The organism is Acidimicrobiia bacterium (assembly GCA_041394025.1).
Lineage (GTDB): Bacteria > Actinomycetota > Acidimicrobiia > IMCC26256 > JAOSJL01 > JAOSJL01.
The window spans coordinates 188,096-202,902 of record JAWKJA010000002.1 but is presented as its reverse complement, the minus strand read 5'-3'; the positions used below and the strand labels follow the sequence as shown (position 1 = coordinate 202,902).

Genomic DNA, 14,807 nt, shown 5'->3' with positions numbered 1-14,807 from the left:
CGTCGGCCTGCCCCGTTCCCGTTCCGGGCCGGGAGGCCGTAACGTGACCCGGAGCCGCCCCGGGAACGGGCGGAACGGGACACCGGGAGGACGAAGTGGCGCGTGTGGTGGGAATCGTCGGGGCGAGCGGGTCGGGCAAGACGGCCCTGGCGTCGGCCCTCGTGGCGAGGCTCGGCGCCACAGGCCTGACGGTCGGCTATCTGGAGCACGCCCACGCCGGCTTCGAGATCGACCGTTCCGACTCCGACTCGGGGCGCCTCCACACCGCGGGCGCTGACCCCGTCGTGGTGCTCGGGCCCGACGAGATCTTCAGCCGGGAACGTGGACCCGCCACCACCGAACAGGCGCTCGGACGTCTCGTCCACTGCGATCTGGTCCTGGCCGAAGGGTTCCACGACGCACCGTGGCCGAAGATCCGGGTGACCCGCCGGGGAGGCGAGCGGCGCGACGTGACGCCACCTGTTCTCGCGGAGGTGGAGACCGGGCCGAACGGGGAACCCGCCGATGACGATGTCGAGAGGCTGAGCGCTGAACTCGTCGACGTGAGCAACCAGGCGGGCGAAGCCGTGCAGATCACCCTGCGCGTCGACGGCCGCGACGTCTCGCTGGTAGGCTTCGCCGGCCGGATCGTGGCCGGGACCGTTCTCGGGATGGTGGGAACGCTCAAAGGGGTCGACAACCCCGGCACCGTGGAACTGACGGTCGGGCCGGCCCCGCCGGACGGGGAACTTCGACCCTAGGTACACGGGCCCAGGAACACCGACCACGCCCGCCGTTCCCGGGCGCAAGGAGAATCCTGCGACAATCGGGGTCGGCACCGGCGTGGTTCACGACGGTCCCGAGTGGGAGGGAGATGAGGATGGCGCTGGGTATCTTCGGGCGCAGCAAGGTGCCCCGACAGAGCCCCTGGCGGGACTCCGACCGGGACCGACCGCGCGTTCTCATCGAGCATCACGGCGTCGCCGAGTCGGAGGTGGTCGCCCGTATCCTCGGCGAGGCCGGCTACGTCGTCGCCACCTGCGAGGGTCCCGACGCCTCGCACGGCACGGCATGCACGATGTCGAAGACAGGCGATTGCTCCCTGGTCGACGAGGCGGATCTCGTCTACCACGGCCTGCGCGTCAGCGACGAGGTCAACCGGGAGGTCCTCGCTTCGATCCGACGCCGGTATCCCGACACGCCCGTGATCGTGGAGGCGGCAGGTCCGACGCTCGAACGCTACGCCGAGGAACTCGAGGGCTTCACCACCGTCGCCTTTCCTGCTACGTCGGCGGGGATTCTCCGGGCTGTGGAGGCGGAGCTCGGCGCAGCACCCGCACCCTGACGAACGGGGCTGTGCGACCCTTGAACGCATGATCTTCAGGAATCGGGAGATCGCGGGCAGAGCCCTCGCCGGGCCCGTCGCCGAGGTCCTCGACCGCCGCGGCCAGGACCCCGCGCACGATCCTCCTCTGGTGCTCGGCCTGCCCCGGGGCGGGGTCCCGGTCGCAGCCGTCGTCGCCCGTGCGCTCGACGCGCCTCTCGACGTTCTGGTGGTTCGCAAGCTGGGTCACCCGGCCCAACGTGAGCTGGCCGTCGGCGCCATCGGCGAGGACGGCGTGCGCGTGATGAACCGCGACGTCATGGCGGGCTTCCGGCCCACCGATGACGCGCTCGCCGCGGTCGAGCGTTCCGAGAGAGAGGAGCTCGACCGTCGGCTGCGGCTCTACCGGGGTGGCCGCTCCGCCCTGGCCCTCGACGGACGGACGGTCGTCATCGTCGACGACGGTATCGCCACGGGCGTGACCGCCCGCGTCGCGGTTGATGTCGCCCGCGCTCGCGGTGCTGCAGCGGTCGTGGTCGCGGTTCCGGTCGCTCCCGTGGAGGCGGTCGAACTGCTCGGTAACCACGCCGACGAGGTCGTGTGTCTCGAGACCCCGCGCGACTTTCGCGCCGTGGGTCTCTGGTACGACGACTTCACCCCGACGAGCGACGAGGAGGTCGTCACGCTCCTCGACGAGGCCGCGCGCCGCTGCGGTTGAGAAGACCGCGTCGTGGATGCGGCCGTCCACACGTCGGTCATCTCGCGGGATCGGCCCCGGCGCCGGCATCGGCGTCGGGTTCGAGACGGGCCGCGTAGACCGCTGCCTGGGTACGGCGCTCGAAGCCCATCTTCGACAGGAGGTTGGACACGTAGTTCTTGACCGTCTTCTCGGCGAGGTGCATCCTCTCGCCGATCTGGCGGTTGGTGAGGCCCTCGGCAATGAGGGAGAGGACGGTGCGCTCCTGGTCGGTGAGCCCGGAGAGGCGCTCGTCCTGCTCGGGGGGCTTGCGCAATCGCTCGAGCACGCGCGCCGTCACCGCCGGGTCCAGGAGGGACTGTCCCGACGCCACCCGCCGGACGGCATCGATGAGGTCCGAGCCGCGTACCTGTTTGAGCATGTAGCCGGCGGCGCCCGCCATGATCGCCTGGAACAGGGCCTCGTCGTCGGAGAACGACGTGAGGATCAGGCACTGCACCTGCGGGTGTGACGACCGGATCTCCCGGCACACGTCGACACCGTTGCCGTCGGGAAGCCGTACATCGAGGACCGCCACATCCGGGCGCGTCGGCGGGATGCGCGACAGGGCCTCGGCCGCCGTGGACGCCTGCCCCACGACCTCGACGTCGCCGTCGGCCTCGAGAAGCTCCTGGAGCCCGCGCCGCACGACCTCGTGGTCGTCGAGGAGGAACACCCGTACGCTCGCGTCGTGGTCGGCCATGTGACACCCACCCTTTGCCCTGCGGCCACGTCGGCCGGAGGGCGCCCTTCACCGTATCGGACCGCTCCTCGTTCCCCGACTCGGCTTCCTAGACTCGACGGGGATGAGACCGCCACGCGTCATCGGCGACCCACGACTCGACGAACTCCTCTCGGCCGTTCTCAGCGTCGCCGGCGACCTCGAGCTCCCGACCGTCCTCCGTCGAATCGCCGAATCCGCCCGCTCGCTCCTGGGCGCGCGCTACTGCGCGCTCGGGGTCCTCGGCGACGACGGCGTTCTCAGCGAGTTCGTCCCCATCGGCCTCGACGAGGACGAGGTGGCCGCGATCGGGCACACACCCGAGGGCCTCGGGATCCTCGGCCTTCTCGTGCGCGAACCCCTCCCTCTCCGCCTCGAGCGCCTCCAGGACCACCCGGAGTCGGTCGGCTTCCCGCCGGCTCACCCCCCGATGACGTCGTTCCTCGGCGTCCCGATCGTCGTGCGCGGTGAGGCCTACGGAAACCTCTATCTCTGCGACAAGGAAGACGGCAGCAGCTTCAGCGCGGAGGACGAGAACCTCGCCGTCACCCTCGCTGCGGCGGCCGCCATCGCCGTCGAGAACGCCCGCCTCCACACGCGCGTCCAGAACATCGCCGTGCTCTCGGAGCGGGAGCGCATCGCCCGTGATCTCCACGACACGGTTATCCAGCAGCTCTTCGCCATCGGTATGGCCCTTCAGGCGGCGTCGCGCGCTATCGATGATCCCGCGGCGCGCGCCCGCGTCGACGAGTCGGTCGACCGCCTCGACAACACCGTCCGCGAGATCAGGACGACGATCTTCGGTCTCGAGACCGAGGCCCTCCCGGGCCGCCAGGTACGCAGCGAGATGCTGCGTGTCGTCGATGAGATGACCCCCGGGCTCCGGACACGCCCACAGGTGAGCTTCGACGGCCCTGTCGACGTCGTGACACCCGATGCCGTCGCGGACGACCTCGTGGCGACACTGCGCGAGGCGTTGGCCAACGTCGCCCGCCACGCCGATGCGACCCGGGTGGAGGTCGCCCTCCGCGCGGACGACGTGATCGAGCTCGTGGTACGCGACGACGGGTGCGGCCCGAGCGGCCCGGGGCCGCCCGAGGGCCGCGGCCACGGGTTGAACAACCTTCGCCAGCGGGCAGAGGCCCACGGCGGCCGCCTCGACGTACGGGAGCGAACCGACGGGGGAACAGAGCTGACGTGGGAGGTGCCCGTCGGGTGAGGGTCAGCCCGACCCGAGGCGGCGCCCCGTCACCTGTTTCGAGTCGATACGCACGAAGTGGTCGCGGTCGCCGCCCGCCCATGCCTGGAGCGGGAGGGCACGGGCCGCGTCGAGCTCGGGGCCTTCCCGGATCTCCCGGGCATGGCCGACGACGAGGACGCTCCAGCCCGAGTGGTCGACGCACTCTGCCTCGTCGACCTCGAACGCGACGACGGTTCCGAGAACCGCGGCACTGAGCTTGGTTCCCGGAGCGCTCCGGAAGACCACATCGCCGTCGAGCATCGCGTAGTTGACGGGCAGTACGGCAGGGACGGCTCCGATGGTGACGGCCACGCGGCCGAGCGTCGACTGCCCCAGGAACTCGAGGCACTCCGCACGCGTCAAGCCTTCCAGTCGATCGTCGGTCATCGCACCCGTCTCCCGCTTCACGCCGTCACCGACTGCACGGGCACAGCGTCCCGCAGCTCCTCGAACGCCGCCTCCGTGTGGCTTGTCAGCTCCCACGGGTCCGCGACCACGTCGGGGCAGACCAGGAAGCCGAGGTGCAGCGACTCGGCGGAGCTCATGACCGTGAGGTTCAGACCCCCGCCGTCGAGCAGCGGCCCCATCGGGTACGTGGCCTCCAGGCGGGCGCCCGCCGTGTAGAGCGGGAGGTCGGGACCGCGGACGTTGGAGACGATCAGGTTGAACACCGGTGGGTGGAACTCGGTCAGCCGCAGTCGTGCATAGCTGCGCACGCCCGCGGCCAGCAGCCCGGGCGGTGTGGACTCTGCGAGGCGCATGATGACGTCGTCACCGAGGTCGCGCTGGAGCCGCTTGGCGCTGCGGGTCGAAGCTGCCACCTCGTGGACCCTCTCGATCGGATCGCCGAGGTTCGTCGGGAGGGAGGCTCCCATGACCGCCACGTGGTTCCCCACGGCGGCCTCCTCCCCCTCGACAGGCTGCACGGCGACCGGTACCTGCGCGACGAGCGGTGCGTCGGGGAGCTCGTCCCGGGCGGTGAGGTAGCGTCGGAGCCCTCCCGCGCAACCGGCCAGGACGACGTCGTTGACCGTGACGTTGAGTGCGTTCTTCACGGCTTTGACGTCGGCCAGGGAGACGTCGGTGTAGGCGAGCTCACGCCGCGCTGTGATGGCGTGGTTGAGAGACGTCCGCGGGGCCTGGAACGGCAGCGGCGGGTTCGTGTCGTCGTCGCCGTAGCGCGAGCGCAGCAACGGCAGCAGCGTGTGGGCCAGGCGCCAGGTCGTCTTGGCGGCCCGCACGGGTGTTCCGGCGAGGCGCCAGAGGGCGCCGGCCACGAGTTCGAGGTCGCTCGGCGGGGCGTCGTCGTCGGAGTCGGCGACCGGCGTGGAGAGCTGGAGGGGAGCGTCGGGCTCCAGGTCGAAGAGGACCTCGTAGAGCCGTGCGCCACCCACGCCGTCGACGAGAGAGTGGTGGACCTTGGCCAGGAGCGCGACACGCCCGTCGGGCAGGCCCTCGATGAACCAGATCTCCCAGAGCGGCCGGCTGCGGTCGAGCTTGCTCGAGAAGAGCTCACCGACCAGGCGCCCGAGCTCACGGGAGCCACCCGGGGCCGGCACTCCGACGGCGCGCACGTGCGCCTCGATGTCGACGGTGGGGTCGGTCACCCAGATGGGGACGTCGAGGCCGAACGGGACCTCGAGGATCCGACGACGAAAGACCCCCAAGGCAGGGGTGCGCGCCCGCAACAGGGCCCGGAACGACTCGACACCGAAGCCCTCGGGGGCGTCGCCGGGGTCGAGGATGATCAGGGCACCGGCGTGCATGTGCCACGCCGCCGTCTCACCGGAGACGAACGCGGCGTCCATCGCGCTCAGCCGTTCCATGCCCCCATCCTGTGCTCATCGTCCGGGCCCCGACAGGGACCTTGGTCCCCCGGGGAACCGCCGTCCGCCCCTCGGGTAGACCTTCCCTCCGAGGGGTATTCCCGATCGGCGTCTGAAATATCCTCACCGAAGCCCCACGAGACACAGGAGCAGCCATGGGACTCCCCCGAGCCGTCGGAAGTCACCACACCGTCTGGATCGACGCCCCCGGTCTCCGGGAGCCGGTTCCGGTCCGGTACGCCTCCGACGACGACACGATCTACTGCTTCGGGGACAACGGCCTGGAGAACGTCCCGAACGGTGAGCGCGTGAGCGCCACGGTGCACGAGATCACGGGCAAGGGTGGTCACCGCCTGGCTCAGGTCTCGGGGACCCTGCGTGAGATCGACGGTGACGACATCACCGACGACGCGCTTCTGGAGCTGCTCGCCCACGTGTCACTCGGGCGGGACCTCGACGAGGTCCGTCGCAACCTCGACCACCACCGGGCACGACGCCGGATCCTCGCCATCGGCCCGTGAGCGTCGCTCGGGGCGTCCCTGTCTCGCTGTCGGCACGTGGCCCCGGCGAGGGCCCGCCGACCCCTCCGCCCGACGTACCGCTCACCTTCCTGGCCGCCGCGGGAGGCGGGCTCGTCGCGGCCGGCGTGGCTGTGGCACTGGCCGCCGACCGGGTCGTCGTGTGGCCGGGTCATCCGGGAGTGCTGTCGGCGACCCACACGGTCATGCTCGCCTTCCTCACGGTGGCCGTGCTCGGCGCCCTGCACCAGTTCGGCCCCGCTGTCGCCGGGCGGCGCCTCCGCTCCGTCGCCGCCGCGCGGGTGACGGCCCTCGTGCTCATACCCTCGGTCGCCGTTCTCGCGGGCGGCTTCGCGCACGGCCCGTCGTGGACGATCCGCGTCGGCGGAACGGGCGTGGTCCTGGGAATCCTCCTGGCAGCCTGGAACCTCTCGGGCCCCCTGGCGGTGCGGGGTGGCGGTGTGCCCATCGCCGGCCTCCGCTGCGCGGTCGCCCTGCTCGTCGTCACCGCCGCGTTCGGCATCGTCTACGCCTTCGACCGGGAGCACGGCTGGTTCCCCCTTCTCGCCAACCGCGTGATGGCCCACGCCCACCTCGGCCTGCTGGGCTGGATGGGGCTGACCTACGTCGTGATCGCCGAGAAGCTGTGGCCGACGTTCCTCGTCGCCGAGCGGCGGCACCGGCGCAGCGACGACGTCGCCGTGGCCGGTGTCGCCATGGGGGCGCCCGTCCTGAGCCTCGGGCTCCTCTTCGCGTGGCCCGTGGTGGCCACCCTCGGAGGGGTGCTCACCGGCGTGGGGCTCGGGGCGCACTGCGTGTCGCTCGTCGGCGTCATCGGCGACCGGACCAGGGGTCTCGGGCTCCTCCACGCCTACGTGATCTCCAGCACCGCCGCCCTCGTCCTGGGGGCCGTCCTCGCCGTGGTGGGCGGTCTCGCACCGCTGGATGCCGCCGACCGTCCGACGGTCGTCGCCGCCGAGATCGCCGCGCTGGCGACCTGGCTGGGCCTGGCCGTGATCGGGCACGCCCACAAGATCGTCCCGCACATCCGGTGGACCGCCCTCTTCTCCCGCGGGAGGGCGCAACGCCCCGACGGAACTCCGCTGCTCTTCGAGGACCTCCGCAGCGGGCGTGCCGAGGCCGCGACCTACGTCCTGTGCACCGCAGGGTTCTTCGCCGTCATCGTGGGCCTGCTGGCCTCGTCCGCGACCACGATCGTGGGCGGCGGCCTGTCGGTCGCGGCCGGTGGTTTGATCGCCGTGGTCAACCTCGGTACGGGGGCCCGGCGCGCGACCGGCGGTACGCATGCGGCCCGTCCCCATTCCACGCCCCTGAGCCGCTCCGGGGCCGCCCGGTGACCGGACCGGACACGCGCGTCCGCGATGTCCAGCGACAGGTGCGACCCACGTTCCTCCTGGCCGTCGTGTTCGCGGCCTCGGCCGTTGTCGTTGCCGTCGTACCCCACGACACGGGCGTCTGGCTCCCTCTCCACCTGTTCCTGGTCGGGTCACTGCTCCTGGCGATCTCGGGAGCGTCGCTGCTCTTCGCCGTCACCTGGTCGGCGGCCCCCGCACCGGCGCGGCACCTCGTCGTCGCACAACGCCTGCTCCTGAGCGCCGGTGCCGCCGGGTTGGCCATCACCCGGGAGATGTCGGCACCCGGGGCAGCCACGGTCGCCGCCGCCGCCGTCGTCGCCGCGCTCGCTCTCCTGGGAGTGATGCTCGTGACGGTCACGGCCGCCGGGCGCAACCGCCGCTTCGACGCGCCCGTCGGCAACTACGTCCTGGCCCTGGTCGCCGGGGTCGTCGGATGCACCATGGGTGCGCTCCTCGTGCTCGAGCCACGCAGCACCGGCTTCCGGGCCGGCCATGTCGCCGTCAACCTGCTCGGGCTCGTCGGGATCGTGATCGCCGCGACGCTGCCGTTCTTTTCCGCCACCGAGGCCCGCACGAAGATGTCGCCCCGCGCCACAGCGACCGGGCAGCGGCTCCTCGGGGGGATTCTGGCCCTGTCCCTGACCGTCGCGATCGTCGGCCTGCTCGGTGAGGCCACCGCCGTCACCGGCACGGCTCTCGTGGTGTACGCGCTCGCCCTCGTGTTCCTCGTCGCGCTGCTCCCGCGTCTGCGTGCGAAGCAGTTCCGCTGGGCGGGCCCGCGTCTCGTGGGCCTGTTGGCCGGGATCGCCTGGTGGGTGTCGGCCGTGATCACGGCGTCCGTGCACGCCTTCGACGGAAGCGAGGTCTTCACGCGGCCCGTCCTGATGGCCCTCGTGGTCGGGGGCTACACGCAGATCCTCTTGAGCTCCCTCGCCTATCTCGGGCCGGTCCTGCGCGGTGGTGGGCACGAGACGCTGACCGCCGGGTTCCGCACGACGCGGTCCTGGATCGCGCTCTGTGCCGTCAACGCGGCGGCCGCTGCGCTCACCGCAGGGTTCCTCCCCGTCGGCTGGGTTCTGCTCGCGGCGACGGGTCTCGACGCGGCGACGCGGACCGTGACTCTCGTCACAGGACCCCGCGGGAGCACGTTTCCAGGCACGGCACCGTCCTCGTGACAGACTCGGGCGAGTCGCCGGGCCGGACGAGAAAGGATCATGCGATGAGCTTCCTCAGCACCAGGACACCACGAGGCGGAGCCGCTGCCGCACATGTCCGGCAGCGTGGTCAGGCCGGTATCGTCGCCCTGGTCATCGCAGCGCTGGCGCTGGGCGTGGCCGCCCTCGCCACGGCCGCCTACACGGGCAACGACTCCGGGTCGGGCTCCGGTGACTCCGCCGAGGAGGGCACAGGGGTCGCCACCGGCAACGCGCCGGGCACCGCGGCACCCGCGGAGTCGATCTCGAGCGGCGCCAACGACATCCGCCGTCCGGCGAACGAGGTGGCGGCACCGCTCGGTGAGCGGGGCCCCGAGAACGTGGAGGTGGACCTCACCACCCAGGAGCTCGTGGGCCAGCTCGCCGACGGGTCGACCTACACCTACTGGACGTTCGACGGCAAGGTCCCCGGACCGCTGGTGCGCATCCGCGAGGGCGACACCGTGTCACTCACTCTGGCCAACGACGAGAGCAGCAGCAACGTGCACTCGATCGACCTGCACGCCGTGAACGGTCCCGGCGGTGGAGCCGTGGGAACACAGGTCGGCGCGGGTGAGAGCAAGACCTTCACGTTCAAGGCCCTGAACCCAGGCGTGTACGTCTACCACTGCGCCACGCCGAGCGTGCCGACGCACATCGCCAACGGGATGTACGGCCTCATCGTCGTGGAGCCCGATGGAGGCCTCGAGCCCGTCGACAAGGAGTTCTACGTGATGCAGGGCGAGGTCTACACCGACCAGCCACGCGGCACGGAGGGCCAGCTCGACTTCAACTTCGACCAGATGGTCAACGAGGACCCGAACTTCGTCGTGTTCAACGGCTCGTTCCAGGGGCTCACGGGGCCCGACGCCCTCCAGGCCGAGGTGGGCGACCGTGTGCGGATCTTCGTCGGCAACGGTGGCCCCAACCTCATCTCGTCGTTCCACGTGATCGGTGAGATCTTCGACTCGGTGCACCAGGAGGCTGCGTCGCAGGCGGTGTCGAACGTGCAGACGACGCTTCTGCCTGCCGGGGGCGCGTCCTGGGTGGAGTTCACCGTGGACGTTCCGGGAACGTTCCTCCTCGTCGACCACGCGCTCACACGGGCGGTCGACAAGGGAGCCCTGGCGGAACTGGTCGTGACCGGACCCGAGGACCCCGGGATCTTCTCGGCTCCTGACGCGGAGCCCGAGGCGTAGACCGGGCGCGCAACCGCCGCCCGCACCCTCCAGCCGTGTTGGTATGGTCGCCCCGATGACCGAGGCGACCATCCCGGCGCCCCCGCGCGGGCCGACCGACGAGCCCACGGGCCTCGACCGGCGCGGCGTCGCCGTCGGCCTGTCGGTGGTGGCTCTCACCGTCGTCGGCGTGTTCGTCGGCAGTGAGGGCCTTCGCTGGTTCGACGCCGCTTTGGCGGGCTACCTCGCCGGAACGCTCTTCGCCATCTTCGGCGTCGCCTACCGCTACACCGTGTGGCTGCGCCGGCCTCCGACCGCCCGCCTCAACCGTCGCGGCTGGGAGGCCTTCCTCCGGCCCGGTCGGCGGGGCCGCAACGTGGCACACCTGCCGGGGCTCGCCGTCCGGAACATCCTGCTCCAGACCTTCATCTGGAAGCGGTCCGTGTCACGCTGGCTCGCCCACCAGCTCATCTTCTGGGGCTGCGTGCTCGCTGTCGCCGTCACCTTCCCGCTCACGTTCGGCTGGCTGCACTTCCAGTCGGTCGGCCAGGACGCCCAGCAGTACCAGGCGTACGTCGCCGGGTTCGGCACGATGGAGTTCGACAGTCGCAGCGTGCTGGGCTGGACGATCTTCCACCTCCTCGACATCTCAGCGATCCTCGTGCTCGCCGGCGTGGCGATCTTCCTGGCGCGTCGCCTCCGCGACCCGGGAGCCATCGCCGTGGAGCGCTCCAACGACTTCCTCGCACTGGCCGGGCTCTTCGCCGTGTCGGTCACCGGGCTCATGCTCACCGTGTCGAGCCTGTGGATGGAGGGCCGCTTCTACATCTTCCTCACGACGCTGCACGCGCTCACCGTCATCCTCGGGCTCCTCTACATCCCATTCGGCAAGCTCTTCCACATCTTCCAGCGCCCGGCCAACCTCGGCATCGAGTACTACAAGGCCGAAGGTGCCCGCGGCGACGCCCAGGAGTGCCGTACCTGCGGCGAGCCGTTCGCTTCGCGACTCCAGATCGGCGACCTCGAGGCGATCCTCCCCCGCCTCGGCTTCGACTACTCCCTCGCCGACGGGGGCAACTACCAGCAGACATGCCCGCGGTGCCGGCGTCGGCTCGTGACCCAGGCACAGACGGCCCGGGTGGGTGGATTCGGCTGATGGCACGCCCGCCGCTCACCGACGAGGCCCTGATCGAGCGCTACGGGCCACACCTCAACCAGGCGCCCCCGGGCGGATGGGGCGCCGACCTCGAGATCGACCGCCAGGTGAAGACGCACTGCTGCTTCTGCGGGCAGCAGTGCGGGATCATCCTGAAGGTCCACGACGACGAGGTCGTGGGCTTCGAGCCGTGGTACGACTTCCCGTTCAACGAGGGGAAGCTCTGCCCCAAGGGCGTGAAGCGCTACCTCCAGGGTGCGCACCCCGACCGCCTCACCGAGCCCCTCGTGCGCACCGACACCGGCTTCGACACGACGACGTGGGACCAGGCACTCGACCGCGTCGCCGGGGAGATCCGCCGCATCCAGAACACCTACGGGCCCGACTCCTTCGCGCTCTACGGCGGTGCCTCGCTCACCACCGAGAAGGCCTACCTCATGGGCAAGTTCGCGCGACTCGGCGTGAAGACCGCCAACATCGACTACAACGGCCGGCTCTGCATGGTCTCGGCCGGAGCCGCCTACAAGAAGACGTTTGGTGTCGACCGTGCGCCGAATCCGTGGTCCGACATCCCGCTCGCCGACTCGGTGTTCGTCATCGGCGCCAACGTCGCCGAGTGCGCGCCGATCACCACGAGCTACATCTGGCGTGCACGCGACAACGGAGCGAAGCTGATCGTCGCCGATCCCCGGGTCACACCACTGGCGCGTACCGCCGACGTGTTTCTCGGGCTGCGCCCCGGCACCGACTCCGCTCTGATGGGGACGATCCTGCACATCCTCCTCGAACGCGGCCACGTCGACGAAGGTTTCATCGATGCGCACACCGAGGGTTTCGAGGAGGCCGCGGCGGCCGTGGCCGACTACACGCCCGCGTGGGGCGCAGACGTCACCGGCGTCCCGGCGGCGCGCATCGAGGAGGCCGCCGAGATCTGGGGTACGACCGACACGGGGATGCTGCTGCACGCCCGGGGCCTCGAGCACCAGTCCAAGGGTGTCGAGAACGTGCTCTCCTGCATCAACGTGGCGCTCGCCACCGGCAAGATCGGGCGGCCCGGAGCGGGTGTCTGCATGATCACCGGCCAGGGCAACGGCCAGGGCGGTCGGGAGCACGGCCAGAAGTGCGACCAGCTCCCGGGTGCGAGGGACCTGCGAAACCCCGAGCACCGCGAGGCCGTGTCGGAGGTCTGGGGCTGCGACCCCGACGACCTCCCCGGGCCCGGGGTGAGCGCCCAGGAGATCATGGACAGGATCCACGCCGGCGAGATCAAGGGTCTGCTGTCGATCTGCTTCAACCCCGTCGTCTCACTGCCCGACTCCAACTTCATCGCCGAGGCCCTCGACAACCTCGAATTCTACGGCGCCATCGACTTCTTCCTCTCCGAGAGCGCACAGCACGCCGATGTCGTGCTGGCCGGATCACTCCACGAGGAGGACGAGGGAACCGTCACGTCGGCCGAGGGCCGCGTGATCAAGATCAACCAGGCCGTGTCCCCGCCGGGTAACGCCCGCAAGGACTGGGAGATCATCTGTGACCTGGCCGACCGGCTCGGGGCCGGGAAGTACTTCGGGTTCGACTCCTCCCGCGCGATCTTCGACGAGCTGCGCCGTGCCTCGGCCGGCGGGACCGCCGACTACGCCGGGATCACCTACGAGCGCCTCGAGGCCGAGCACGGCATCTTCTGGCCGTGCCCGAGCGAGGACCACCCCGGCACGCCCCGGTTCTTCGAGGGCGGAGTGTTCCCCACCGAGTCGGGCCGGGCGCAGATCACACCCGTCAGCTACCGACCACCCGCCGAGGTCGTCGACGACGAGTACCCGGTGTGGCTCACGACCGGGCGCGTCATCAGCCAGTACCTCTCGGGCACGCAGACCCGCCGCATCGGTCCTCTCGTCGACCAGTATCCCGAGCCCCTGTGCGAGATCCACCCGACCCTCGCCGAACAGCACGGGATCGGCGACGGCGACATCGTGCGCGTGCGCTCGCGCCGCGGCGAGATCACCCTGCCCGCCCGGGTGGTCACCACGATCCGCCCCGACACGGTGTTCATCCCGTACCACTGGCCCGGCACCAAGGCCGCCAACCAGCTCACCCAACGCGTGCTCGATCCCGTGAGCAAGATCCCCGAGTACAAGGTGTCGGTCGTCAACATCGAACGCGTCGCGGCAGCGCCCGAGAAGCCCGTCGACATCCGCGATGTCTCTGTCACGTTCGGGGAGACACGGTGATCGGGCCGAGCGCACTCGGCGACAACCTGTTCGTGGTCGACCCGAGCCGATGCATCGGGTGCGAGGCGTGCGTCCAGGCCTGCGAGGAGTGCGGGACACACCGCGGGTTCTCCCTCATCCACCTCGACCAGGTCGACCGATCCACGACCGTGCAGACTGTCCCGATGGTGTGCATGCACTGCGAGGAACCCACCTGCGCGCACGTCTGCCCCGCCGACGCCATCAAGAAGAACGAGGACGACGTCGTGCAGTCGGCACTCAAGCCCCGGTGCATCGGTTGCTCCAACTGTGTGCTCGCGTGCCCGTTCGGTGTCCCCAAGTACGAATCCGACTTCGATCTCATGATGAAGTGCGACATGTGTTACGACCGCACGTCGGTCGGACTGGCTCCGATGTGTGCATCGGTGTGTCCCTCGCAGGCACTCTGGTTCGGAAGCCCCGAGAAGTTCGCTGCGACGCGACGCGGCGAGCTGACCAACGAGTTCCTGTTCGGGAACGCAACGGTCCGCACGAAGGTGCACGCCGTCGTCGGGGATCCCGGGCCCCTGCAGGTCACCGACGGGCCGTTCGAGGCGCCCTGGCAGGACGACCCGTTCGGACTCGGGCACCGGGAGCAACCGGGAGGAGCGACGTGACCGGGGAGCGCCACGACACCTGGCGAACCGACTTCCCCATCACCTCGCGTGGCGAGGACGACGTGACACGGCGCGAGTTCGTGCGGTACCTGGTGCTCGCATCGGGAGCCTTTGCCGCCGGCTCGGTCGGCGTGGCCGCCTGGGCGTCGGTCCGCGAGCCCGACCGTGGGGAGCCGATGCCCATCGTGGAGGCCGATGCCGTCGTCGTGGGGGAGGCGCACCTCTTCCGCTACCCGACTGAGAACGATCCCGCGATCCTGCTCCGGCTCCCCGACGACGAACTGCGCGCCTACAGCCAGAAGTGCACACACCTGGGGTGCGTCGTCTACTACTCCCCTGACGCCGACGAGCTCGTGTGCCCCTGCCACGAGGGCTTCTTCGACGCCACGACCGGTGTTCCGACGGCCGGCCCGCCCGAACGCCCGCTCCCCCGCATCGCGGTCGAGGTCCGCGACGGCACGGTCTGGGCCGTTGAGGTGGAGACCGCATGACCTCCGAGACGCCACGCACACCTCGCCGCGTCGCCGGGTCGGTCGGCTTCTTCGTGATCGTCCTCGTCGCCCTCCAGATCTTCCTGTTGTCGGTCGGCCTCGAAGCACTCCTCGACGACGATGCGGGCCTGGCGTGGGTGGCCGCTGCGTCGTCGGCCGTGCTCTTCGCAGGGGCGCTGCTCTTCTACCGTTTCGTCCGACACTGA

General features: G+C 70.5%; 16 protein-coding genes. 13 read left to right on the top strand and 3 right to left on the bottom strand.

All coding sequences use genetic code 11. The features are described from left to right. Nucleotides 1-95 precede the first annotated feature (95 nt). The 3 genes from mobB to R3A49_00915 all read left to right on the top strand — a co-directional run bounded on the left by mobB (nt 96) and on the right by R3A49_00915 (nt 2,021). Nucleotides 96-740 carry a molybdopterin-guanine dinucleotide biosynthesis protein B gene (gene mobB, locus R3A49_00925; protein ID MEZ5169292.1) on the top strand — a complete coding sequence of 215 codons (645 nt, stop codon included), beginning with the start codon at nt 96-98 and terminating at the stop codon, nt 738-740. Nucleotides 741-859: 119 nt separating this feature from the next. Beyond that, nucleotides 860-1,324, top strand: a complete 465-nt coding sequence (locus R3A49_00920; GenBank protein ID MEZ5169291.1) for a hypothetical protein — start codon at nt 860-862, stop codon at nt 1,322-1,324. Between the two features lie 28 nt (nt 1,325-1,352). Then, nucleotides 1,353-2,021, top strand: a complete 669-nt coding sequence (locus tag R3A49_00915; GenBank protein ID MEZ5169290.1) for a phosphoribosyltransferase family protein — start codon at nt 1,353-1,355, stop codon at nt 2,019-2,021. Nucleotides 2,022-2,058: 37 nt separating this feature from the next. Here the strand turns inward: R3A49_00915 and R3A49_00910 are convergent, their stop codons facing one another. Then, on the bottom strand, nt 2,059-2,742 hold the full coding sequence (locus R3A49_00910; GenBank protein MEZ5169289.1) for a response regulator transcription factor: 684 nt from the start codon (nt 2,740-2,742) through the stop codon (nt 2,059-2,061). Between the two features lie 103 nt (nt 2,743-2,845). On the opposite strand from R3A49_00910, the gene R3A49_00905 reads away from it, so the two are divergent. Next, the gene (locus R3A49_00905) at nt 2,846-3,979 is read left to right on the top strand and encodes a GAF domain-containing protein (GenBank protein ID MEZ5169288.1); all 1,134 of its coding nucleotides are present in this window, start codon (nt 2,846-2,848) and stop codon (nt 3,977-3,979) included. A 3-nt stretch (nt 3,980-3,982) separates the two neighbouring features. Here R3A49_00905 and R3A49_00900 read toward each other — a convergent pair whose 3' ends face one another. Continuing rightward, a complete protein-coding gene (locus R3A49_00900; GenBank protein ID MEZ5169287.1) occupies nt 3,983-4,387 on the bottom strand; it encodes a pyridoxamine 5'-phosphate oxidase family protein in 405 nt (134 codons plus the stop codon). Between the two features lie 17 nt (nt 4,388-4,404). Then, nucleotides 4,405-5,826 (bottom strand): wax ester/triacylglycerol synthase family O-acyltransferase, encoded by a 1,422-nt coding sequence (locus R3A49_00895; GenBank protein ID MEZ5169286.1) that lies wholly within the window; start codon nt 5,824-5,826, stop codon nt 4,405-4,407. Nucleotides 5,827-5,981: 155 nt separating this feature from the next. On the opposite strand from R3A49_00895, the gene R3A49_00890 reads away from it, so the two are divergent. Genes R3A49_00890 through R3A49_00850 form a run of 9 tightly spaced genes read left to right on the top strand, consistent with a single transcriptional unit; the run spans nt 5,982 to nt 14,807 of the window. Next, a complete protein-coding gene (locus R3A49_00890; protein ID MEZ5169285.1) occupies nt 5,982-6,347 on the top strand; it encodes a hypothetical protein in 366 nt (121 codons plus the stop codon). Continuing rightward, complete coding sequence (locus R3A49_00885) at nt 6,344-7,702, top strand: hypothetical protein (protein ID MEZ5169284.1); 1,359 nt, start codon at nt 6,344-6,346, stop codon at nt 7,700-7,702. Before R3A49_00890 ends, R3A49_00885 begins: the two co-directional genes overlap by 4 nt. Continuing rightward, a complete protein-coding gene (locus R3A49_00880) occupies nt 7,699-8,895 on the top strand; it encodes a hypothetical protein (protein ID MEZ5169283.1) in 1,197 nt (398 codons plus the stop codon). The genes R3A49_00885 and R3A49_00880 overlap by 4 nt, the downstream gene beginning before the upstream one ends. Nucleotides 8,896-8,939: 44 nt before the next feature. Continuing rightward, nucleotides 8,940-10,112, top strand: coding sequence for a copper-containing nitrite reductase (gene nirK / locus R3A49_00875; GenBank protein MEZ5169282.1), 1,173 nt, complete (start codon nt 8,940-8,942; stop codon nt 10,110-10,112). Between the two features lie 55 nt (nt 10,113-10,167). Further along, nucleotides 10,168-11,247, top strand: a complete 1,080-nt coding sequence (locus R3A49_00870; GenBank protein MEZ5169281.1) for an MFS transporter — start codon at nt 10,168-10,170, stop codon at nt 11,245-11,247. Continuing rightward, entirely contained in the window at nt 11,247-13,475 is a 2,229-nt protein-coding gene (locus tag R3A49_00865) for a molybdopterin oxidoreductase family protein (GenBank protein MEZ5169280.1), read from the top strand. Before R3A49_00870 ends, R3A49_00865 begins: the two co-directional genes overlap by 1 nt. Beyond that, complete coding sequence (locus R3A49_00860; GenBank protein MEZ5169279.1) at nt 13,472-14,110, top strand: 4Fe-4S dicluster domain-containing protein; 639 nt, start codon at nt 13,472-13,474, stop codon at nt 14,108-14,110. Before R3A49_00865 ends, R3A49_00860 begins: the two co-directional genes overlap by 4 nt. After that, the gene (locus R3A49_00855) at nt 14,107-14,601 is read left to right on the top strand and encodes a ubiquinol-cytochrome c reductase iron-sulfur subunit (protein ID MEZ5169278.1); all 495 of its coding nucleotides are present in this window, start codon (nt 14,107-14,109) and stop codon (nt 14,599-14,601) included. The genes R3A49_00860 and R3A49_00855 overlap by 4 nt, the downstream gene beginning before the upstream one ends. Further along, nucleotides 14,598-14,807, top strand: coding sequence for a DUF6755 family protein (locus R3A49_00850; protein ID MEZ5169277.1), 210 nt, complete (start codon nt 14,598-14,600; stop codon nt 14,805-14,807). The genes R3A49_00855 and R3A49_00850 overlap by 4 nt, the downstream gene beginning before the upstream one ends.

What these genes read in the sequence shown, in the direction of transcription:
- R3A49_00905 (MEZ5169288.1), top strand. Translation starts at nt 2,846, where the DNA reads ATGAGACCGCCACGCGTCATCGGCGACCCACGACTCGACGAACTCCTC.
- R3A49_00910 (MEZ5169289.1), bottom strand. Translation starts at nt 2,742, where the DNA reads ATGGCCGACCACGACGCGAGCGTACGGGTGTTCCTCCTCGACGACCAC.
- R3A49_00915 (MEZ5169290.1), top strand. Translation starts at nt 1,353, where the DNA reads ATGATCTTCAGGAATCGGGAGATCGCGGGCAGAGCCCTCGCCGGGCCC.
- R3A49_00870 (MEZ5169281.1), top strand. Translation starts at nt 10,168, where the DNA reads ATGACCGAGGCGACCATCCCGGCGCCCCCGCGCGGGCCGACCGACGAG.
- R3A49_00895 (MEZ5169286.1), bottom strand. Translation starts at nt 5,826, where the DNA reads ATGGAACGGCTGAGCGCGATGGACGCCGCGTTCGTCTCCGGTGAGACG.
- nirK (MEZ5169282.1), top strand. Translation starts at nt 8,940, where the DNA reads ATGAGCTTCCTCAGCACCAGGACACCACGAGGCGGAGCCGCTGCCGCA.
- R3A49_00850 (MEZ5169277.1), top strand. Translation starts at nt 14,598, where the DNA reads ATGACCTCCGAGACGCCACGCACACCTCGCCGCGTCGCCGGGTCGGTC.
- R3A49_00920 (MEZ5169291.1), top strand. Translation starts at nt 860, where the DNA reads ATGGCGCTGGGTATCTTCGGGCGCAGCAAGGTGCCCCGACAGAGCCCC.
- R3A49_00865 (MEZ5169280.1), top strand. Translation starts at nt 11,247, where the DNA reads ATGGCACGCCCGCCGCTCACCGACGAGGCCCTGATCGAGCGCTACGGG.
- R3A49_00900 (MEZ5169287.1), bottom strand. Translation starts at nt 4,387, where the DNA reads ATGACCGACGATCGACTGGAAGGCTTGACGCGTGCGGAGTGCCTCGAG.
- R3A49_00890 (MEZ5169285.1), top strand. Translation starts at nt 5,982, where the DNA reads ATGGGACTCCCCCGAGCCGTCGGAAGTCACCACACCGTCTGGATCGAC.